General features: G+C 42.7%; 16 protein-coding genes. 5 read left to right on the top strand and 11 right to left on the bottom strand.

The features are described 5' to 3' along the window. Positions 1–96: 96 nt before the first annotated feature. The 4 genes from IH598_11335 to IH598_11320 all read right to left on the bottom strand — a co-directional run bounded on the left by IH598_11335 (position 97) and on the right by IH598_11320 (position 9272). Positions 97–4020, bottom strand: a complete 3924-nt coding sequence (locus tag IH598_11335; protein ID MBE0639103.1) for a T9SS type A sorting domain-containing protein — start codon at positions 4018–4020, stop codon at positions 97–99. 133 nt (positions 4021–4153) lie between these two features. Then, the gene (locus tag IH598_11330; GenBank protein MBE0639102.1) at positions 4154–7558 is read right to left on the bottom strand and encodes a S8 family serine peptidase; all 3405 of its coding nucleotides are present in this window, start codon (positions 7556–7558) and stop codon (positions 4154–4156) included. A 129-nt stretch (positions 7559–7687) separates the two neighbouring features. After that, positions 7688–8476, bottom strand: coding sequence for a hypothetical protein (locus IH598_11325; GenBank protein MBE0639101.1), 789 nt, complete (start codon positions 8474–8476; stop codon positions 7688–7690). Between the two features lie 31 nt (positions 8477–8507). Beyond that, positions 8508–9272 carry a hypothetical protein gene (locus IH598_11320; protein MBE0639100.1) on the bottom strand — a complete coding sequence of 255 codons (765 nt, stop codon included), beginning with the start codon at positions 9270–9272 and terminating at the stop codon, positions 8508–8510. 126 nt (positions 9273–9398) lie between these two features. Between IH598_11320 and IH598_11315 the strand changes: the two genes are divergently transcribed. From IH598_11315 to pheS, 4 genes are all read left to right on the top strand, one after another. Further along, on the top strand, positions 9399–9995 hold the full coding sequence (locus IH598_11315) for a thymidine kinase (protein ID MBE0639099.1): 597 nt from the start codon (positions 9399–9401) through the stop codon (positions 9993–9995). A 148-nt stretch (positions 9996–10143) separates the two neighbouring features. Then, a complete protein-coding gene (locus IH598_11310; GenBank protein MBE0639098.1) occupies positions 10144–10863 on the top strand; it encodes a peptidylprolyl isomerase in 720 nt (239 codons plus the stop codon). Positions 10864–10897: 34 nt separating this feature from the next. After that, positions 10898–11530, top strand: coding sequence for a peptidylprolyl isomerase (locus IH598_11305; GenBank protein MBE0639097.1), 633 nt, complete (start codon positions 10898–10900; stop codon positions 11528–11530). A gap of 26 nt (positions 11531–11556) precedes the next feature. Then, entirely contained in the window at positions 11557–12597 is a 1041-nt protein-coding gene (gene pheS / locus IH598_11300) for a phenylalanine--tRNA ligase subunit alpha (GenBank protein ID MBE0639096.1), read from the top strand. A gap of 30 nt (positions 12598–12627) precedes the next feature. Here the strand turns inward: pheS and IH598_11295 are convergent, their stop codons facing one another. The 3 genes from IH598_11295 to IH598_11285 form a co-directional block, all read right to left on the bottom strand. Beyond that, positions 12628–13125: a nuclear transport factor 2 family protein gene (locus IH598_11295; protein ID MBE0639095.1), complete on the bottom strand. Its 498-nt coding sequence runs from the start codon at positions 13123–13125 to the stop codon at positions 12628–12630. 184 nt (positions 13126–13309) lie between these two features. Next, positions 13310–14122 carry an inositol monophosphatase gene (locus IH598_11290; protein ID MBE0639094.1) on the bottom strand — a complete coding sequence of 271 codons (813 nt, stop codon included), beginning with the start codon at positions 14120–14122 and terminating at the stop codon, positions 13310–13312. 62 nt (positions 14123–14184) lie between these two features. Continuing rightward, positions 14185–15093, bottom strand: coding sequence for a DMT family transporter (locus IH598_11285; protein MBE0639093.1), 909 nt, complete (start codon positions 15091–15093; stop codon positions 14185–14187). Between the two features lie 226 nt (positions 15094–15319). Between IH598_11285 and IH598_11280 the strand changes: the two genes are divergently transcribed. Beyond that, on the top strand, positions 15320–15676 hold the full coding sequence (locus IH598_11280; protein MBE0639092.1) for a hypothetical protein: 357 nt from the start codon (positions 15320–15322) through the stop codon (positions 15674–15676). Between the two features lie 435 nt (positions 15677–16111). On the opposite strand, the gene IH598_11275 is transcribed toward IH598_11280, so the two are convergent. The 4 genes from IH598_11275 to IH598_11260 form a co-directional block, all read right to left on the bottom strand. Beyond that, positions 16112–17983 carry an ABC-F family ATP-binding cassette domain-containing protein gene (locus IH598_11275; protein MBE0639091.1) on the bottom strand — a complete coding sequence of 624 codons (1872 nt, stop codon included), beginning with the start codon at positions 17981–17983 and terminating at the stop codon, positions 16112–16114. A 66-nt stretch (positions 17984–18049) separates the two neighbouring features. Continuing rightward, positions 18050–19207 (bottom strand): iron-containing alcohol dehydrogenase, encoded by a 1158-nt coding sequence (locus IH598_11270; protein ID MBE0639090.1) that lies wholly within the window; start codon positions 19205–19207, stop codon positions 18050–18052. Positions 19208–19219: 12 nt separating this feature from the next. Further along, complete coding sequence (locus IH598_11265; GenBank protein MBE0639089.1) at positions 19220–19927, bottom strand: FKBP-type peptidyl-prolyl cis-trans isomerase; 708 nt, start codon at positions 19925–19927, stop codon at positions 19220–19222. 18 nt (positions 19928–19945) lie between these two features. After that, a complete protein-coding gene (locus IH598_11260; protein ID MBE0639088.1) occupies positions 19946–23314 on the bottom strand; it encodes an efflux RND transporter permease subunit in 3369 nt (1122 codons plus the stop codon). Positions 23315–23320 lie beyond the last annotated feature (6 nt).

Raw genomic sequence — 23320 nt, 5'->3', positions numbered from 1 at the left:
ATGTTATTAGTTGAATAAATATGAAACAAATAAAGCAATAATTTTTCACTAAAAACAATCCCGGTTAATCCGGGATTGTCAATCAATATGTTGTAATTACCTGGTTCTGATCATTTTCTTTACCACTACCCGTTGATCGGTAGTAAGCTTGAAATAATAGATACCATTGTCAAATCCCTCTGTTGAAACCTCAACGGTTTCCAATGCATTTTGTAAACTGATACCTTCGGAAACAACCTTAACTTCCTGGCCTAAAGCATTGTAAACAGACAATTTGATGTTTTCACCCATTCTGCTTTCAAATTCAATGAACACCTTGTCAGCAAATGGATTCGGATAAATGGAAAGATCTTTTTGGTTTTCAGGATCATCCACCGCAGTCACCACCACATGAATGCTGTTGGACTGCATTGAAACGCAGCCATACTCACCTGTTACCATCACAAAGTAAACATCTTCCCATGTGCAGGTGTAAAACTGTCCGGTAGCGCCTTCAATCATGCCAAGGCTGCAATACCATTGGTTGCCTGAAGCAGCGCTGGAGCTCAGTATAGCGCCGTTCAACTGAATAACCGGAGTTGCAGGAAGCGGGTGGACAGTTACAACCAACTGCTGGCTGATGGTAGAAGAGCCGTCATTTACCTCAACAGTATAAGTGGTGGTTTCCTCTGGTGTTGCAACTGGATTGAAAATATTAGGATTACTCAGCCCGGTTACAGGCGACCATTGGTATGTATAATTGCCTGATCCGCCGCTGGCGATAGCCATCAGCTGGGTGGATTCATATAGACAGATCTCGCTGGGGTCGCAATATGCGGTAACACCCAGGGTGCCTGCCGGAAGGATCACGGTATAGTCCTCAGTTTCGCCGTATGAAAAATTTGCACAGGGATCAGAAGCGCTGTCCAGCCAATTTGCCCGGACCCTTAGTCTTTTTAAACCGCCCATTACGTCCTGGGGAATAGTAATTTGAGTCGTGTAAACCTGGCCGGAATTAGCAAGATTAAAATCATTTAGCAGTAGTTCGGATGATTCAAATTCTTTATTGCTGTTAAAATCAACCCATAGGCAAACATTCTGGTCGCTATAGCCGGTCTGCAGCGAAACGGTGTAACTCTGTCCTTGTTCAATATTGGCGGACATGCTGGTAAAATCACCATAACCATTGGAACTGCAACCACTGTTCATGTTACTTATTGTCCCCAATGAGAAGCCTGTAAGCCCATCACCAAAGGAACAATTTGCGGTTGGGTAGCAATAATCGGTAAAGAGTAGCGAAATGGTTTGTTCAACTTCGATACCGTGCATGGCCTCAATATGGAAAGTCAACTGGGCAGTGTAGCCTGCAGGGGTATTAGCGCTTGCCGAAACGCTGAAAGTAGCCGGTAAAGACTGACCAACATTCATGTTGCCAAGGCTTTGAGCTGATGTTGTATTTATTGTAATATACTGGTCAGCAGACGTTAATGAAGCTTCAACTGAAAAAGCCTGTGCATGACCGCTATTTTGAATGGTGATTACCATGTTGGCTGTTTCGCCCGGATCAAGCATACCATTGTTGTTGCCTGTCCCGGCATCATTGATCATTACACTCTCCTTTTCCAGCATTGGGGCGTTGGCAATGATAGAAAATCCTGACGACCAGTTTTTCTGACCGGCAGCTTCGATATTGAAAACGATGGGGTGTTGATCGGGAACATTTCCGGCAATATCGAAGGCAAAAGCATCATCAACAGTGATAGTGCCTTGTCCGGGAATAGTACCGAACGATGCGTTGGCATTGGTAATGGTTACAAACTGGCTGGTTGAAAGCAGGGTGGCTGTAACATTTGAAGCCTGTGCAGTTCCTACGTTTTTCAGTGTTGTTGTCAGCAGGATGGATTCAGTATAGTCGGGCTGGCCGTTGTTGTTCCCCTGAGCATCATTAATTAAGGATGATTCATAAACAACATAGGCGCCCTCGTTAGGGATAACAAGCACCGGGAATTCGTTCAGCAGACAGTTATAGCCGGACACATAAATTGCTGCTTCGCCAAGTTCAGTGATGGTTTGGTCAAAAGTAATCTGTGCCTGACCGGCAGCGTTGGTTAATGCCTTGCCGTATGTTATGCCATCTTTAATGAAAGAACAAACAAGCCCTTCAACGGGTCCGTTACCACTAATATTGATTGAGATGGAGGGAACGCCTATGGGTAGCGCATTCTGATAAGTTGCCGTAATGTTCACCGGTTCATCGGTCCAGATTCTCAGAGCGGCATCACCCAGTACATTGCAATCGTAGAAACACCAGCGTAAAGCGCCTTCTTCCCATTGCCCGGGTGCGTTAACCCAGGGTGCGGTTTTTATTCTCGAAAGTGTATGTGCCATCCCGATGTGTGGCTCTTTAACGGTATAAAGTGCATCCACAAATTCACGGTGGAGATGAGCCGACGGGCCTTCCGTCTGTCCTTCGTTAAACCAGCCGTAGCGGGAATTCATGATCACAGCCACTGCGAAGTTTTCGATGTTGATCATCCGTTCGGCAATGCAGTCATTATCGTCGAAAGCCCCGCAAATGCAACCGTGCGAATAAGCAAGGGTATAATTATGCGTAGTTCCGTTCACACCCGAAAAATTTGCATTCGTAATATCGCTGTTGTACATCTTCATCGTGTAATTAGAGTTGGCATGTCCCACATGATGAACAAATGATTTCCCCTGGTTGATCTTGGTTCTGAGCAGCGATGCCGACCAGGTCTGGTCGCGGTCACACAACCATTCGATGTTGTGGTCTTCCGGTATTCCATTGGTGATGTAGCCATTTTCGTTTTGGTAACCTACAAGCAGATCAAGGTAATCGCAACCCCAGGTCAGTGGGTTATCATAAAGGTGTTCTCCGGCCATCAGAGGATTGCTCAGTTCGCCAAGGATCGGTGATCCCATATAGCTCGTCAGCTTGTTGAACATTGCACTAAGTTCAGTTGCTGTGCTGAAACTCATACGGCCAATCCCGATTTCCGGTAAAAGATCATCTTCGCCAATTTCACCCCAAAGGTTGTTTCCGTTGGTGTTCCAATTGCCATCAAGCCCTGAAAAATAAAGGTCGGAGGGGATGTCGTCATCTGTGTAAACGGATGAAGACTGAACAGTGCAGTAAAATCCGCGATAAGGAACATGTTCAACATCACCTGCAAGGGTAACATGTTGTATGCCATGATCCTGATATTCCTGGATAATATAATTTCTGATTTTTGCCTGGTTATCCTGTCCGGGTGTTGACGAGTAAATGGTCTGTGTTGTAACAACATGTGCAGCAATTCCATAAGGGGCATAAAAACTGACCATGGATTGGAAAGTACTTTCAAACTGTGCAGCAGTGATGATCAGCAAATCATAATCATCGCTTTTACCTGACCGGGTGGGATATGCAGCAACCATTTCCATATTCTGGACTAAAAGGCCAAGCCTTTGCATGACCGCTTCCGATGAATTGATATTCATAAGCGCTTCAGCCGCAGTTTCATCAGCTTTGGTTTCGATACTGATGGTGATTTCTTTGAAATAGGATAACTTTCCTGTTGCCGGATTGTACCTTACCGGAGTAAATGAGGTCATAACCACTGCAAATCCATTCATAAAATAGGTAACCACCTCCCCGTTCATTTGCTCGGGGTAAGCGGCATTTTTTGCATAAACATCCTCTTTGAAAGCAAAAATTCCCGAACCTCCTTTTGAGATGGGCTGAGAATATTGCATGGGGAAAATCCTGTAAAAACCTTCTAAATAAACCTCTTCACCGGTTTCGATTTGTATTCCGGAAGCCGAATGACCGGGAGGGATGAGTAACGATACAGCTTGATAAGGTAAAGTCGGCTCACCGGCCAAACCACTTTGCAACAATCCTTCAAATTGCAGCCGATGAAAGCCATCTGAGGATTCAATTTTAGGCTGACTAAATGAGTAACTCTGTTTGATGACATCGGCAAAGGTAAAAGCTGCCAACCCTAAAAACACAACACAGGAGAGGAAAATTTTTTTCATAGTACTGTTAGTTAAAAAATGGGAAACCGCCTCTTCATCCTCTCCTTTGCATAATTGATTGAGGCCTGGTTATTCAGGCCTTAAAAGGTCAGGCAAAAAAATGAATGATGAAACAGTTCCCCGTCATTTTGAATTATTTGTTAATGATAAGTTTCTCAATTGAAGTTGAAAATTCGTTTTCGATCATAAGGAAGTAAAAACCGTTTTCAAGTGATCTGACATCCAGCTGAAGCTGATTAGCGCCGCTGTTTGTCTGCACGAATAAGGTTTGTCCCTTTGTATCGAGAATTTTAATAGTATTATCCTTTACAATATCATCGGCAAAGGTAATTAAAAATGAACCATTGTTTGGGTTTGGCGCGACCGTGAATTTTTCTCCGGCTAAAATTTCATTTACACCTGTGCAATCATCTACCTGGATAGGGAATTCAACAGAAAATTCACCTTCACCGCAGTCATTCATTCCACGAACCTTAAGGATCGCGCTGCCGGTAAATCCTTCCGTAAAAGTAATCATGATCGATGTATCATTTCCGCTGTAACTTCCGGCGTAGTCCGGTGAAAGTTCCCATTCATACCAGTCGGCATTTGTTGATCCGTTTGTATGATAATACTCACTAAAGCCCATACACACGGTGGGAAGTCCGGTAATTGGTTCAGGTGCATCAGGTGTGTAAAGGAAATTTAATGTAAGATGATCAGTTAAGGTTGCCCCACCATCTCCATAAACTGTGAGTGACAGTGTAACATTGCCTGCATCATAATCAGCCTGACTGGGTGTATAAATGGCGTTCAGGAGGGTGTTATTGTTGAATGTTCCCGTTCCGGAGGTTGTCCATAACAGGCTGTTAAAGTTTTGAGCGTTAGCGGCAGTTTGAAAATCCAGTCCAATGCAAATCTCTGCATCTTCGCCGGCATTTACAGTCATGGTTTGATCGGCCATCCCGGGGAATTCAATGTAGTCAATCCATGCACAGTCCTGACCGGAGACGACGAATACATCTTTTATATAAACCCATTTAAAGGTTCTCGTACCAGCAGTAACCGGATAGGATACTCTGCTCCAGGCCACCTCGCCCGACCATTCACCCATTTTTGTATTATCAATAAAAAACTGAAGGAAGTCATAGCTGGCTTCCGAGGAAACTTTCCGGTAGAAAGCGATGGTGTCATTTGCGGCAACTTCCAGGGCGACACTGATTTGCGAAGAAGCATTGTTGCCAATGGCGCCGGATTTTGCGGCATAAGTTCCTTCGTAGGCTCCGGTGCTAACGATTGTCCATGGTGCATTTCCGCCAAATTCCCAAGCGTACTGGCTAAAATCTCCTGTTTCAAAATCTTCTACAATTAATCCGATTTTTGGGGAAAATGAAGTTTCGAATGTATAGAAACCAGAAACGAGGGTGAGATCAAGTGTTACTACTGTACCAACCGCAGCATCAGGGCTCACAGTGATATTGAAAGTTGTATTTTCTGATTGTCCGGCCCCCAGTTCTGAAATAGTAAAAGACCCATTGTTGATGGTTATTTCAGGAGATGAAGTGGTAAGTGTACAAACTAAATTGGGGGCGGCAATCTGTCCAAGATTATTTACCTCGATTGAAATTAACACGTTTTCACCCGGATCAAGATTGCCGTTCCCGTTCCCGTTAGGATCATTAATAGTGAATAACCCGGTTGCTAAAGTTACCCCATAGGCTGTCACAGTAAAACTGCTTTCCCAACTTTCATCACCACTGACAGCGGTTATGATAAACTTGACAGCTTCACCACCCGGAATATTATTGGCCACGTCAAAAGCAAATGCATCTTCCATTTCAATTATACTTTCCAGGCCAAAATCACCATAATATTCTGTACCGTCAGTAATGGTGATAAAATCAGATTCCGTTGAAAGATTCACAGTAACAGCGCTGACCGCTTCGTCACTGAAATTGGCCATCGCCAGGGTCATCAGCACCGATTCTGCGGGTTCCAGGATTCCGTTTCCATTTCCACTTGCATCGTTAAATGTATGTGAATAATAGCTTGGTCCTGGCATGGAAACTGCTTCAACAGCAGCCAGTGCATTAACGCGGCCGGAGCCACTGTTGTTATTTTTTCCGGGTTGAAGCACCACAGTGGTTTCTTCCAGAGTCTGGTTGATTTGAGCAGGTGTTATTCCCATGTTTTTCTGCATCATTAGTGCCATAACACCGGCAACGGCCGGAGTTGCCATTGAAGTTCCACTCCACCCCGATTCGTAACCGGTGTTGCTGTAATGGGCAAGCGATTTAATGCTAACTCCCGGAGCTGAAACATCAGGGCGAATCAAGCCCATTCCCGGTTGATAAGCGTAATCATTATAAGGGGTAATGGTTGCCCATGTTAATGGGCCGCGACTTGAAAATCCGGCTAATCCATCACCGCTATCAGTAGCACCAACACACACTACACTGGAAATCCCACCAGTGAGCGTCTGATCAGGATGCAGCCATGGCGGAGGACAATCGCCGGGAGTTCGCACGTTATCCGGGATAGGATAACTTCCTTGTTGATCGCCTTCATTACCTGCAGCCACTGAAGCCACAAGTCCTGCAGCCAATGCGCTGTCAAAAGACTGACGGAATGCGGAACGGTTTGGCCCCCATGAGTGCTGCCAGCCTAAAGAAAGGCTTAACACATGGGCGCCATTTTCGATACTGAACTGAACAGCTGACCATACAGAACTTTGGTTTCCACCACCGCCCGAGTCAAGCACCTTAAGACACATAATAGTCGCTCCGGGAGCTACTCCGGTTTGTGAGCCTGCAGTGCCATCACCAGCAACAGTTCCGGCACAATGGGTTCCATGTCCCTGATCATCCATCGGATTGTTAGAATTGTTCACAAAATTCCATCCATGATAAGGATATTCGGGATGCTCCCAGACATTGTTCACCAGGTCAACATGGTTGTAGTTTACACCAGTGTCAATTACCGCTACGACTACCCCTTCACCGTCGTAACCTAATGCCCAAACAAGCTGGGCATTGATTTTTGTTACATTCCAGGTAATCTCACGATTTTTAGGGTTGCCCTGCTCAGCAACAGCATTTTTGCGTTCTTCAGGATCGAGTACTATTTGATAAGCATCATAATCGATTAATTCGATGTCTCTGTGGCCGTCAAGTTGAGCAAGTACCTCTGGCGTAGCATAACAGTTAATGACATTGGCTACCCAAAGGGCAGTAATTTCAGAAACTTGTTGATTGCGCTCATAGGTAGAAAGTTCAGCCAACACGTCTTTTTGAGAAAGAGATGAAAACGCTTTCAATACCGAGATAACGTACGCACGCCGCTCTTCTCTTTCCATGGTTTCTACATTACGGAGAAGTTGCTGTGTGTCAAATTGCTCCCGCATTAAAATGTTGACCCTGATCAGATCGCCACTTTTAGCCGATAAAATTTGCTGGTTTAAACGCTCCGAGATCAAACTTGAACCGGTTGCATTAATTTTTTGGCCGAAGCCCAAGGAAAGAAACACTGACAGGATAAGCAGTGTAAAAACATTTTTCATGTGGATTAATTATTAGTTTTGAGTAAATGATATTTGAAGACTAAATACGGTTAAGATGGTTGCCTTTTATGTCGTTATTTTAAAATGGTTCTGATTATAATCATTGGGATAAGATAAAACGCAACTGGATTAAATAATATTTGAGTTGAACACTTCGCCATCATCATTTCTGATGAAAAGGAATACCTCGTCATAATGGTTGATGTAAAAATAACGAATCACGCTGTTGATTTCTTCATCACTACCCTCGAATTCATAGATAAAACCGATACTAAACTTTGCTTCGGCTTGATCAATAAGGTTTATTTCACCTTCTTCATTTAGACTGAAATACCCGAAATTTCCCTGATCCAGGGAGATAGGCACTGCACCGTGTTGTTCAATCGAATCAAGGCAGGCAGCGGCTACACTCATGTATTCCTCTTCGTTGTATGCAACATAGCCCCATATAGTATTTTCCGGAATCCGGTTGAGTGTGTCGGTCAGTTGCGTGAGCATTTGTGGGTCGTTTATGGTCAGGATATATTGGGAAGGTGTAACCTGAAGTGTGCCTGAATTCTCTGCATTCACCACTTTAATTAAAACCTGATAGGCGCCCATCTGATAAATCCCAAGGTTCATCTGTGCAGTCGCAGGGCCAGCTGCCGTCAAGCAAAAATCTGTAACCTCTATGTTTTTAAGGTGAATTTCTAAATTTCCAAGATCATTGGAATAGTTATAATTGATGAAATAATTTGTGCAGGGAAATTGCTCCTTAGTAAAAAAATAAAAGGTCAGGTACCTGGCATCAGGGGTTAACGCTTCAATAAATCCAAGATCGACTTCACCTAATGGAAGCGCCTCATTTTTTGTTTTTAAACAGGATGTCAGCATTGTAACCATGAGCAACACCAGTGAGACTAAGTACAATTTTCGCATAAATAAGCTTTTGGTATAGGAATAGTAATGTTTATGATTGGTATCTTCGTTTGATCAGATCAGTGAGCCTGCCGAGAGCCGCTTTATTTTCAGGTGTTCCGGTTGCTAATCCTGATTGTTCAATATAGTCCAACGCTTCATGATAGTGTTCCATATTATTCAACTTTTCAATCCCCTCATTATATTTTGTAATTTCACCTTTAAATATGTCATTAATAAAGGTAAACTTGTCATTAATACCAATGGCAGCCTTGATGTCGCTTATCCGGTTGTTCTGAATCTTGGAAGCCAGTGAGTTGTCTCCGTTGCCGTGCAACACATCGGAAACCGTTTTGGGAGCCGTAAACAGGTCAACCATTAATTTTGACTGTCCCGGATGAGTTTTGGTTTCTTCTTTTTGAGATTCAGGCCTGGCGTCCTGCTGATCAAAATCAAAAATAGTCTTATTAGGTTTGGAGTGTGAAACATTTCCATTATCCGGTTCAACAGGTTCTGCATTATCCTGTAGCGGCAAGGGTTTTAATTCTTCATCTGTCAGTGAGTAGGAGTAAGGTAGCTCTTTTGATTCAGGCCCGGCTTCCGGTGATGAATGTAAATTATTTTGCCGGTAGAAGGAAGCCATACTTGTAACTTTCAGCTCCGTAGCCAACTCGTAAGCGATCTTCAGGTCAGTGATCAGAATATCTTTTTCAATTTTTGAAATGATATGACCATTGGATATAACCCTGTCCCAATCCTTTTTTATCTTGTTGAGGATGCCGGAAATATCATCAATCAAAACTTTTTGTTGTTCCATAAATTAGCTGCAGCGATTTATTGAAAAGGAAAACATTAAATTTGCCGCTAATTAAACGAATCATTTGTTAAAAGCGTATCCAAGTTGGTAATGTTTTGAAGCAAAGGCAATTTACTGGATAATACGATGTTTCTTGAGATAAAAAATGAAACAGGATCGCGCAGGGGGTGGATCGAAGTGATCTGTGGTTCGATGTTTTCGGGTAAGACCGAAGAACTGATCCGCAGGCTCAAACGTGCCCGGATTGCCCGGCAAAAAGTTGAGATTTTCAAACCGGCGGTTGATGTGCGTTACGACGAAGAAAATGTGGTTTCCCACGACGCCAACAAAATATCTTCTACCCCCGTTGAATCCTCAACACAAATACTCCTGCTGGCTAATGATGTGGACGTTATTGGCATTGACGAAGCCCAGTTTTTCGACAGTGAACTTCCATCTGTCTGCAATCAGTTGGCGAATAATGGCATTCGTGTTATCGTGGCCGGACTTGATATGGATTTCCAGGGAAAACCTTTTGGTCCTATACCCGCACTACTGGCTACCGCCGAATATGTGACCAAAGTCCACGCAATTTGTATAGAATGCGGTAACCTTGCTCAGTATTCGCACAGGATTGCCGGGGGCACAAAACTGGTAGAATTGGGTGAAAAGGAGAGTTACGAGCCACTTTGCCGCACTTGTTTCCAAACTCAGCGGCAACAAAAATCATCTCCAAAATCCTGAACTTGAACTGTCAGATTTTGAACAGTTCATAAAATATTACAGCGCTAAATGAGTTTTGAAAAAGGTTAAATTGTAAATCAGGCAAAAATCTTTACTCATGAAAATCTTCTGTTTAAAAGGGCTGATGCTCTTATCAGCCTTCTACTTCATGGCATGTGGACAGGTTACTAAACCTGAATCTGCCAAAAAAACCGATCAAATCACTGAATCTGTAGTAACCCCGGTGGAACAACCCGAGGAGCCTCCTGTACAAATTCCTGCCGCATCTGAGCAAAAATTACAAAAGGCAGTAATTTCAACTTCGTTTGGAGACATGATTGTAATTCTTTATGACGAAACTCCAATTCACCGCGACAACTTCATTAAATTGGTAGAAGAAGGGTATTACAACGGAACACTCTTTCATCGTGTTATTAAGGATTTCATGGTGCAGGGCGGCGATCCTGATTCAAAAAATGCACCACGGGATAAACCGCTCGGGATGGGAGGACCGGGTTATACACTAACGGCCGAATTCCATCCTGAGTTTATCCATAAAAAAGGTGCACTGGCTGCTGCCCGGCAAGGCGACCAGATGAACCCCGAAAGAAGATCATCCGGATCACAGTTTTACATCGTTCAGGGTAAAAAAATCACACAGGCCGAGTTGAACAATATTGCCTCCCGCGGCGGTGTGTTTTATACCCCTGAGCAAATTAAAATTTATGAAGAAATTGGTGGTACTCCATTCCTCGACCAACAATACACAGTTTTTGGCGAGGTGATCGAAGGCCTTGATGTGATTGACAAAATTGCTAATGCGCAAACCGGCAATGGCAATCGCCCGGTTAACGATCTTAAGATGACGATCAAATTATTCAATAAATAATCAGAATTTTCTAAAATCATAAAAATCAACATCGATGAAAAAGCTAATTGCTCTTTTTGTGGCAATGATTCTTATTTTTGCCGCCAATTTGAATGCACAGGATAAAATGGTAAAATTCATTATTACAACTGAATACGGTGACATAAAAGGAGTCCTCTTTAATGATACTCCTCAACATCGCGATAACTTTATTAAACTGGTGGAACAAGGCTGGTACAATGGCTCGATTTTTCACCGGGTAATTAACAACTTTATGATTCAGGGAGGCCAGGGCACAACCGGCCAGGTAGATCCGGGTTATACTATCCCCGCTGAGATTCTTCCCCAACATTTTCATAAAAAAGGTGCACTGGCTGCAGCACGGATGGGTGATAATGTCAACCCGTTACGAGCATCTTCAGGATCACAATTTTATATCGTTCACGGTCAAATTCTTAACGATGCCACCCTTGATGCTATGGCCCAGCGATCCGGGATTCAGTACACCGAAGATCAGCGCAAGGCTTACACTACAGTTGGCGGCACACCCCACCTCGATGGCGCCTACACTGTCTTCGGGCAAATTGCAGACGGTTTTGATGTGATTGATAAAATTGCAGCTGTGAAAACTGCTCCGGGGGACAAACCGCTGGAGGATGTAAAAATGACGATCAAAATTATCAAGTAAGTTAATCGCCCGCAATTACCCTTTTCATGAAAGAAAAAATTGAACAATTACTCCGGGAGGTTGATGCTTTCAACACGGATTCACCGGAGCAGATCGAAGTATTCCGTATACAATATTTGAGCAAAAAAGGAAAAATACCCCTGCTTTTCGAGGCATTTAAAAATGTAGCGCCAGATGAAAGAAAGACCATAGGGCAGGCGCTGAATATTTTAAAAACCAAAGCTCAGGATAAATATAACCAAATCAAAGCAACGATTTCGGATAAAGAAATGGCAACAACAGGCGTTGCAATTGATCTAACGCGCCCGGTTGATTTCCAGAATCTGGGAGCACGACACCCCCTCGCCATAGTACGAAAACAAATTCTTGACATCTTTGCCAGAATTGGCTATACCGTGGCTGAAGGACCTGAAATAGAGGATGATTGGCACAATTTCTCAGCACTCAATTTTCCTGAAGAACATCCCGCAAGAGATATGCAGGATACGTTTTTCATAAATGATTCTGATGCCGATGCCTCCAACAGGATCGCTTTGAGGACGCATACAAGTTCGGTGCAGGTGCGGGTTATGGAAAACAGCAAACCACCAATCAGGGTTGTCGCGCCAGGCAGGGTGTTTCGTAATGAAGCCATTTCTGCCCGTGCCCATTGCATTTTCCACCAGGTCGAAGGCCTTTATATTGATCACAATGTTTCCTTTGCCGACCTCAAACAAACACTGTACTACTTTGCTACCGAAATGTTTGGTGAAAATACACAGGTGCGTTTCAGACCGTCTTATTTCCCGTTTACCGAACCTTCAGCCGAAATGGATATTTCCTGCAAAATTTGTGGCGGAGCCGGATGCAAAATTTGCAAGTATTCCGGTTGGGTCGAAATCCTTGGTTGCGGAATGGTTGATCCCAGTGTGCTCGAAAGTTGTAATATCGACAGTAAAGAATTCACAGGCCTGGCCTTTGGTATGGGCATCGAACGCATAACTATGCTTAAATACCAGATTGATGATTTGCGGCTGTTTTTCGAAAACGACCTCCGCTTTCTTAAACAATTTGAAGGCGCTGTTTAAGTCTTTCGTCAATTCATTAAAACGGATTGATTATTCCTTTAATGGATTATAAGGGATGGACATATGTGTCTGCACCAATTTCCACTTCCCCTCCTTCTTAATCAGAACTCCTGTATAGCGCAGGTTCTTGAAGCTATAGGCTGTTCCATCAAGAATGAAATTGTAATTCATGGTTTGCGAAAACCAGGCGGTTTTTCCATCTTCGCCAATCTGTACAATTTGGTTTGCAGGTGTAATGTAGGTCTCAGAAAAGGTCTCAAACTGCCGCTGAACAACATTTTGAATTTGTGTAAATCCAACAAGCCGGTCACCCTTTTCAGTACCAATGCTTACTATCGTTTCGTTAGGACACCAGATTTCCTCGATTACATTAATGTCCTGATTTTCATTCGCATAACGATATTTATCAAGGACTTTTTTAACTTCACTGATTTCCTTATCCGCATCAACTACCTCCGGTTTTGGGCAAGAACAGGAACAGAATAGAAAAAGGACAGCTAAACCTGAGAAGAACAATAATTTTTTCATAACGACCTCACTTTTTGATTTATGATATATTAATACCTGATTGTCGATTTACATTGAATTCAACACCGCAAATATAGTAAAGTAAATTTGATTAATAACCTGTGAAATTAGATTTATTTCATCTGGTGTTTAAACGGTTGAAAAAGGTTTCTCTTTTCAATGGTTTTGAAATCACTTTAATTCATCACCAGGAATTGCAAAAATATTTCTTCACAATTCCTAAAAATTCATCATGAATTAATCGATTTGTGGCAATGATTTCTCTGCCAAAAAGAAAATTAGTTCCACCGTTGAAATCGGTAACCTTACCACTGGCCTGCTTTACAATAAGTGCTCCGGCAGCGACATCCCAACTGTTGAGGCCATATTCGTAAAATCCTTCAAACCTTCCACAGGCAACATAAGCCAGATCAACAGCCGCCGATCCAAGCCTGCGGATGCCGTGTGTGTTTTCCATTAAATGCCTGAAAATCTTTAAATAGGGATCGAGTTTTGAGTAGTCATAATACGGAAATCCGGTCGCCATCAAGCTGTCATTCAACTTTCCGGCAGTGCTGACTTTCATTGTTTTCCCGTTCAAAAAAGCCGGACCTCCTTTCCAGGCGTAGAAGCATTCATCGCGTACAGCCTCGTGCACCACCCCAACAACAACCTCATTGCCATCCAGCAGCGCAATGCTCACCGAAAAAACCGGGACACCATGAATGTAATTCGTTGTACCGTCAAGCGGGTCAATTACCCAGTTGTATCGTTCACCCTTTTTTGTGTCCTGGGTTTCTTCGGCTATAAAACCAGCTTCGGGAAGAATTTCAGCTAATGCAGCTATGATTTTCTTTTCAGCGATTTTATCAACATAAGTCACAAAATTGTGCAAACCTTTGATTTCGATGGCCTCATTGCCAAATGCATTCATTTCATCTTTCAGGTAAATGGTGATGGTTTTGGCGAGTTGGATTACCTGAAATGTTAGGGCTTCCAAATTTGGATTATTATTCATACAAATCAGTTTTTTTTGCTAATAAACTCCTCAATCATCTCAACTTGGAACATTTGATCAAATCAGTGATGTTTATCATTGGTCGTCACTTTTGGTTTTGGAATCAGTTGTTGCATGGTAATTCCTCCGATGATCAGCATCAGGCCAATGATTGTGGATAGCAGAATTTGCTCACCCACAACAAACCTTATGATAATCAATGAAATAAATGGAGAAAGGTAAACCATGTTAGATACTTTAGCCGTAGTAGCAGAAAGCTGCAGGGCTTTTAGCCAAAGGATATAGGTAATTCCCATCTCAATAATGCCGGCGTAAACAGCACCTGTTAGCCCCAAAATATTTGGTACTTTCAGCCCTGATGTGAATATTACATAAAACAAAACGAACAGTGAGCCAAAACAGAAGTTCAGAAACAACTTGACCAATTCATCTTTTTTATCTTTTACATTGAAAATCCAGAATAATGCCCAAAATACTGCGCTTGCAACAGCCAGCATCACACCCACCGGATTGCCAAATTGCAGTTCAAGAAGTTTTCCACGAGTACCTATAATAATAGTTCCCGAAAAACTGATGAGAACAGCAGCAACACTCAGCCAGCCAATCTTTTGTCTGAGTAGCGGTATGGAAAGAAGAACAAGAACCACCGGCCAGATATAGTTAAGGGTTCCTGCTTCCTGCGCAAGAAGAAGTTCGTAAGCCTTCAGCAATACCAGGTAATATAAAAATGGATTTAATGCTCCTAAAGTTGCAGCTTTCAGGTAATCATTGCGTTTTAGGCTTTTGAGAAGAACAATTTTACCGGTCGAAAGCAAACCCAAGAAAAGCACGAAGACAGAAGTAAGAGAAGCGATCAACAGCAAATCGGCAAATGAAATATACCTAAGGGTGAGCTTGAATGCCGTTCCTATAGTTGACCAAAGCAGGGTGGCTGTAAGGGCATAGATATAGGCTTTATTCTGATGTTTCATCGCCGCAAAAGTAAATGTTTGAAGAAAATGAAGGATCAGATTATCCGGGGGAATTGAAATGCTTCCTGTCTAATTTCAATTGGACGAAAATTACATGTGCGTTTTTGAACATGATTTTCTTAAATCCGAACATAATTTATGCAGGAGTGTAATTTAATATTCAGACAAACAAGCACTTATCTGAATTGGCATAAGATTGGTTATTCAGTGATCAAACCTTGTAATCATGAAAAAGAAAATCTTATTAATCGTATTATTCTCAGCATTTTATGTGCTGATGCTAGGAGGTAATACAGTGATTAACTTTCAGAACACTGATGATATTCTCTCAGATGATGTGCCACCCATTTCCTCAGTAACAGGTTGTAATGACACGACTCGGTGTATGCGTGACACGGTTCTTCATAAATTCTCATCAACTGAAAAAGCAGAACCTGCCGAAGAAATCCCGCCAGTGATTATTCCGCAATGCAAAGCGGAAAATGATACACTTAATATTAGGACTAAATCATTGGATTTGAGTAAACTCGGCAGCGTGGAATATCTTGTAAAATGGATCAACCTGCTGTTGAAAATGACATGAAGGAATTATTTTCTTTAGATAATTTATTGTTGCTGATTTGATTTTAAGCCCTTGTTCGCAAGGGCTTTTTTAATATTAGCTCATCCAAATATTTTTACAGAGATTATGAGTGAATGTTTGAGAAGACCAAAAGTCCGGGCATAAAAAAAGCCGGAATTTTCCAGCATCATTTGAAGGTTCCTTTTAGGATTCCCCCGTCGCGACAATGAGCTTTTACTTGGCCATCACCGCTTTTATTTCCGCAAAGACGATTTTTTATCTTTGTTTTCTGGCAGCAAAAGTACAGTGTTTTAAATTTATGGATGTTAAGTTAGAGTTAAGTTTTTGGTTTTAATGGTTGTTCGCGGCATTGTTGTGGTTGTAAAAAGTTGTCCGGTGATATACCGGCAATGATGAACGTCCAGCAACAACCCGGTAAAAATGGCAACTGTTTTCCTACTCCCCCTCAACAATCTCACTCAACTCCAGCCAACGGTCGGTTTTTTCATCAATCAGGCGAATCAGTTCACCAACCCTGGTAGACCATTCGCGGTAATTTTCAGTGGTGCCTTTGCCTTGATTCATGTTGTTTACTAAATGCTCTTTCTCTTTTTCCAGGGAATGAATTTCCTCTGATAACGATTCAAACTCTTTAACTTGCTTATAAGTAGGCTTGTTTGTTGGTTTCTTTTCCCTTGCAACAGGCTTTTCCGCATTCTTATCACGAAGGTATTTTGAGTTTTTCTCCTCCAGTTTGATTAACCGGTTGAACTCTGAATAATTACCGTAATAATCTTTTACCTTTCCATTTCCCTGGAAAGCAAACACATGATCTACAATGTGATCCATGAAATAGCGGTCGTGGGAAACAATCATCAGGCAGCCTTCGTAGTTGAGCAGAAACTCCTCTAATTTATTCAGGGTTTCAATGTCGAGGTCATTGGTGGGTTCGTCGAGGATCAGGAAATTGGGATTTCGAAGCAGAACTGTGAGAAGATAAAGTTTACGTTTTTCGCCTCCGCTTAACTTTGAAAAATAATTGTAATGTACATCTGTGTGAAAGTTGAAATAGTTGAGAAACTGTACCGGGGTCATACTTCCTTTCTTCATTTCCACCTGCTCGGCAATGTCTTTGATGATATCGATGATACGTTTGTCTTCGTTAATGGGTAACCCTTCCTGTTGGAAATAGCCGAATTCAACGGTCTGACCTTTAACGATTTTGCCTTTGTCGGGCTTCATTTCACCCATGATGATCCGCAGGAGTGTGGATTTTCCGCTTCCGTTTTTCCCGACGACTCCAATCCGGTCGCCCCTGTTGAAGGTATAGGTGAAATCTTCCAGTATTTTTTGGTCGCCAAATTTTTTGGAAATGTAATTTAGCTCTAAAATTTTTCCTCCAAGGCGTTGCATCTGTACATTAAACTCCCTGGTCTCGTTTTCGGTTTTCAGTTTTGCTTTTTCCTCAATGGCATAAAATGCATCTTCCCTCGCTTTCGCCTTGGTAGCCCTTGCCTGAGGTTGCCGGCGCATCCAGTCCAGTTCGACGCTGTAAAGCGATTTTGCTTTGTCTATCCCGGCTTTTTCCACAGCCAGTCTTTCAGCTTTCTTTTCCAGGAAATAGGCATAATTTCCCTTGTAACGGTATATCGTCTGATTGTCCAGTTCAAGAATCACATTGCAGACTTTATCAAGGAAATAGCGGTCGTGTGTGACAATGAAGATGCTGAGGTTTTGCCGGTCAAGGTAGTTTTCGAGCCACTCGATCATGGTGATATCGAGGTGATTGGTAGGCTCATCCATGATGATAAAGTTGGCTTCTTCGATCAGCGCTTTTGAGAGTGCCACTTTTTTGCGCATTCCACCAGAAAGTTCGCCAATGGGTTGATTCAAATCATTGATATCAAATCTTCCGAGTATTTCCCTGATCTTCGATTCGAAATTCCAGGCCTGAAGTTCGTCCATCCTGCTCACCACCTGGTTGAGTTCTTCTTTATTTTCCAACCTGCCGCTTATCAGCTCCTCGTAGTGCTTAACCAGCCTCACCAGGTCGTTTTGTGAATCAAAGAGATAATCAATGATGGTTTGCTGATTATCCATCAAAGGATTTTGGGGGAGGTAGGAAATGGTGACATCATTGCCCATGGTTACCCGTCCTGAGTCAGCTGTATCTTCCCCCGCAAGGATTTTAATCAAAGTGCTTTTTCCTGCTCCGTTTCGGGCAATCAGGGCGACTTTTTGGCCGGCTTCGATTCCGAAGGAGAGGTTCTCGAAAAGTATTTTTTCCCCAAACGACTTTGTCAGGTTTTCAACTGTAAGTAAATTCATCAGGCCGTAAATTTAAGCGCTGGTTTCATTTTGCAAAATAAGTAAAATGCCTGATCTTAAATTAAACTACAACCTTCCAATTAAAATTTCTCTAACCTTTTCGGGGGTGACAAGCTTCTTTTCACCCAATGCAGTAAAGCCGTTGGCGGTAAGATTTTCAATCACTTTTTCAACAACCGTTTTATCAAGCTGATAATCGGATAATTTCGTTGGGACGTCGAGACTGTTGAAAAATGCTTCGGTTGCTGAAATAGCATTTCCGATGCGATTAGCGTCGCTACCTTCGGTAATATTCCAGACTCTTTCGGCAAATTGCAACAGTTTTACTTTTTTCTCGGGCATCATCACGCGCATCATACCCGGCCATACAATGGCAAGAGTTCGGGCGTGGTCAATGCCATGGAGGGCTGTTAGTTCATGGCCAATACTGTGGGTTGCCCAATCGGGTATCACTCCACAGGAGAGCAGTCCATTGAGCGCCATGGTAGCGCTCCACATCACATTCGATGCGGTTTCCATGTCTTCCGGATGATTCAGGTAAGCAGGACCCTGTTCGATAAGTGTTTTCAGCACCGATTCGGCATAACGGTCCTGTAACGGAGCGTTTTGCGGATAAGTGAGGTATTGTTCGGTAACGTGTACAAACGCGTCAACCACACCATTACCGCGCTGACGACGTGAAAGTGAACGGGTGAAGTTGGGATCGAGTACTGAAAATCTTGGATTAGTAAGCGGAGGGACACCAAAAGCCAGTTTTTTTCCGATCTCCTTCCTTGAAATCACAGCAAATGCATTCATTTCGGAGCCGGTAGCCGGTAATGTGAGAATCGCGCCGAAGGGGATTACTGATTCGACTTTAGCTCCTTTCTCAAGAATATCCCATGGTTCCCCTTCAAATGATGCAGCTGCTGCAATGAACTTTGTTCCATCCAGTACCGACCCCCCTCCAACGGGAAGCAGGAAGTCAATTTTTTCTTTGCGGCACATTTCAACAGCTTTCATCAGCGTGCTGTATTGTGGGTTGGGTTCAATCCCGCCAAACTCAAAGAAGGTAAATCCTTTAAGGGCACTAACTACCTGTTTATGAATACCATTTTGCTTGATCGAACCGCCGCCATAAGTAATTAAAATCCTGGCATGATGCGGAATTTCTGTAGTAATTTTAGCGATGGTATTTTCCCCAAAAATGATTTTTGTAGGATTGTAATAGGTGAAGTTGTTCATGATTTTTTGGTTTTATTTTTTATTATGAATGGCAATTAATTCGATGGTATAAATGACTGTTGAACCGGCGGGCACAAGGTCAAGGTAATTGCGGTCGCCGTAAGCAAGTTGGGATGGAATATAAAACTCGAAAATGGCGCCGGGCTGCATCAACCGGATACCTTCAGTCAGCCCTTTTACCAGATGATTGATCCGGATATCCACCGGTCCGCCATCGTAAGACATGTCGAAAGTAGTCCGGTCAAGGTACATTGCACGGTAATGAATGGTAATGCTGTCCGCAACCGAAGGATAATCCCCGGAACCTAATTTCATGACTTTGTATTGAAGTCCGCTAGGTAAAACAAAAACATCCGCTTTTTTGCTGTTTTCTTCAAGGAATTTTTCTCCGTCCTGCTTATTTTTAGCCAACATTTCGTTGAATCGTTCAGCATCCTTAACTTCCAACTCCTGGTTGAACTCTGCTATAAGCCTGCTTTGCAACGAATCATCAAAAAGACCTTGTTCCTTATTCAGCGCATCATAGATCCCTTTATAAACCAAAAAAGGATTTGCTTTGATTTCCTGCTCACGAATGCCCTTACCATAATCATAACCTATGATGTAGCTGATGGAATCCATCCTGTCTTTGGGTAAAACCTGATCAGGACCTTCGGCAGGCTGATTACAGGCGTTTATGATCATCAGGACAACTGGCAGCAATAAAAAGTTTTTGGTCATTTTAACATGGACTTTGCTTCAATCAACGCTTTGCACGGCAATTGGTTCAGTGTGTCTTTTACGGTAAATTAAATAATACATGGCGGGAATAACTACAAGTGTAAGGAAAGTGGCAAACGACAATCCGAAAATAATGGTCCAGGCCAGTGGATTCCAGAATGATGCACTGTCGCCGCCGAAATAAATGTGTGGGTTCAGTTCTGTGAAAATCGTGTAAAAATTGATGTTCATCCCAATGGCCAGCGGCAGCAACCCGAAGATGGTAGAAAAAGCTGTCAGGATTACCGGTGTAAGACGTGTTGCACTTCCGATGACTACAGCATCTTTGAATTTATAACCACGATTGATCAGGATATCAATGTAGTCGATCAGGATAATGGCGTTTTTCACTACAATCCCAATCACTGCAACAAGGCCCATCCCTGTCATGATCACCGAGATACTCATGCCGAAAATGATTGTCAACAGAAATATTCCGATCATACTGAAAAGCACCTGTAACATAATGATTACCGGTTTTGAGAGGGAATTAAACTGGGAAACCAAAATTAAAAATACCACTGATATTGCGATGAGAAAAGCAATAGTAAGAAAGCTGGATGCCTCCGCCTGGTCTTCCTGTTCACCTGTGAAAGTGATTTCGTATCCATCGGGAAGATCGAAGGAGTTGAGCGCTGTGCGCAACTGTTGAACGATCTCGTTGGCATTGTAGCCGGTCAGTACATTCGAAGAAATGGTTACTGTTGGACGGTACTGCTGGTGGATTACACCACCATAAGAATTCTGGTATTCGATTTCAGCCACAGAAGATAGAGGAATTTCACGCATAGAGCCATCTTGTCCGCCAGGCAGAACTGCGGTAATTGATAACAATTGATCAAGGTGATCTCGATATTGCTTATCCAACCGGACATTAATAGGATACTCGTCTTCACCTTCGCGGTACTTTGAAGCCGTGGTTCCAGCAAGGGCGGTTCGCAGCATTGATCCAATATGAACTGTGCTTATTCCAAGCTGATTGGCTTTTATCCTGTCAATTTTTACAACGATTTCAGGTTTATCCATTTCAACATCCGAACGCAAATCTTCAATGCCATGGATATTTAATGAATCAATAAACAACCGCGTGCTTTCTGACAATGCGATCAACTCGCGGTAAGGACGGTCAGATTGCCCCCTGATCTCAAGATTGATGGCTTTCCCGGTAGGTGGACCTGACTGCTCGCGATCCACGATGATTTTTGCTCCAGGAATCCCCACAATTCTCTGCCGCATTTCTTCGAGGTATTTTGTTGTACTTTTTCCAGTTCGGTATTTGTATTCCTGAAAATTGATGGCAATCTTTGCCAATCGAGCCTGGGTACTCCGCTCAAAGATATTTTGTCCGGCATTAATAGCCACGTTGGTAATCACCGACTCAACGTCAGTGTTGTTATAGCCAAGAATTGCAAACACTGAGTCTTCAGCCTGCTGAGTTACCCGGTTTGTTACCTCAATATCAGTTCCTGAAGGCATTGAAATGTAAATAAAAATATTGTTTGGCTCTCCCTCGGGGAAAAAAACTACACGTGGTGTTCTTACGCCCAGCATATAGAAAGTAAAAAAGAAAAGAAAAACTGTTAATCCTATAATGAGGTATGGATGGATCCCTTTAAGTAAAAAAGACAAAGTACTTTTATAGGCATTCATGATCACTGGAATAACACGTTGCTGGAATTTTTCGACAAAATAAAAGATCACAAACTTTGTGAACAACCAGATAATGACGAGGAATGCAAGTAGATTACCAGCCCAGAATATTCCAACAACATAAAGAATTACGGCAATAACGGTTATTGAAATGAGGAAAATGGATTCTTTGCGGTAGAGTTTACGTTCGTGCGCTTTTTCCCCACGGTATTTCATAAAGGATACTGCGAAAACAGGATTCATTACATAGGCTACAAGCATTGAAGCCAACAAGGTAATGATCAAGGTAACAGGGATGTAGACCATAAAATTTCCGATAAGACCCGGCCAAAATGCCAGGGGTACAAATGGCATGATGGTAGTTAAAGTTCCTGTAAAAACGGGAAGGGCCACTTCGCCAACAGAACGTCGGGTAGCGTCCATTATGTTCAGGTTGGGTGTGGTCATAAAAATTCTGTAGATGTTTTCCACAATCACAATGGAGTTGTCAACCACAATACCCAACACCAGGATGAACGCCATGAGCACCACCATATTCATGGTAAAACCAATCAGGGGAATAAAAATGAATGCGATGACCATCGAGAGCGGGATCGCTACTGCTACAAACAACGCGTTGTCGATACCCATGAAAAACATCAACACCAGGGTTACAATCAAAAAACCAAGTATAATTGTGTTGAATAAATCACTCACGTTATTTCGGGTCATGGTACTTTGATCGCCGGTGGCTTTGATCTCAAAATTTCCCGGGGTGTTCTCTTCAAAGTCGGCTATGATCTCCTTAATTTTATCAATTGCAACGATAAGATTTTCACCCGATTTTTTGATCACATTCAGCGTCACTACATCTTTTCCGTCCATCCGTGAGTAGCTTTCTCTGTCACGGAAATCATCCCGAATTTCAGCGATATCACGAAGATAAACACCCTCTTTCAGGAGCAGATAGTTCAGTTGGTCAGGGTCGGTAAATTCTCCAACAACACGCATGTTGCGTTCCATCGTTCCCATCTTGTACATGCCGGCAGTAATGGTCATATTTTCCAGGCGGATGGCATTGGTTATATGGTCGAAGGTAATGCCGGCAGCCTGCATTTTGTACAAGTCTACATTTACCTGTATTTCGCGATCGAGCGCCCCGACAATATCAACCCTTGTAACCTCCTGAAGACTTTCGATACGATCCTGAAGACTTTCGGCATATTCCTTCATTTTTACCAAACCCAGTTCACCCGAAAGATTGATGTTGAGAATTGGGATTTCGGAAAGATCAATTCGGGTTACTTCCGGCATTTGGTTCGGCACCTGCGCCAGTTCGGGGGGGAGGTTGGTTTTTGCCTTGTCCACAGCATCTTTAACATCCTGCATGGCGCGATTATCATCAATATTGGTGTCAAACTCAAGGAAGATAAGTGAAAAATCCTGTATTGAGTTGGAACTGATGTTTTTCACACCTTTCAAGCCTTTCAACTCTTTTTCCAACTGATAGGTCACCAGGTTTTCCATGTCTTCGGGTGATGTACCGACATAAATTGTTGCTATGGAAAAAAAAGGGAAAGTGACCTCGGGAAATTTCTCCTTTGGTGTGGATTGATACGCTACAATGCCTGCAATAATAAGGATAATGGTAAAAATATATACTGTAGTGCGATTCTTTACCGCTATATTGGTCAGGCTAAATTCTTTTTCTGTATTCATCAGGTT

The sequence above is a fragment of the Bacteroidales bacterium genome (assembly GCA_014860585.1).
Taxonomy (GTDB): Bacteria; Bacteroidota; Bacteroidia; order Bacteroidales; family 4484-276; genus RZYY01.
The sequence above is the reverse complement of the archived record's forward strand: the minus strand, read 5'-3'. Positions and strand labels throughout refer to the sequence as shown.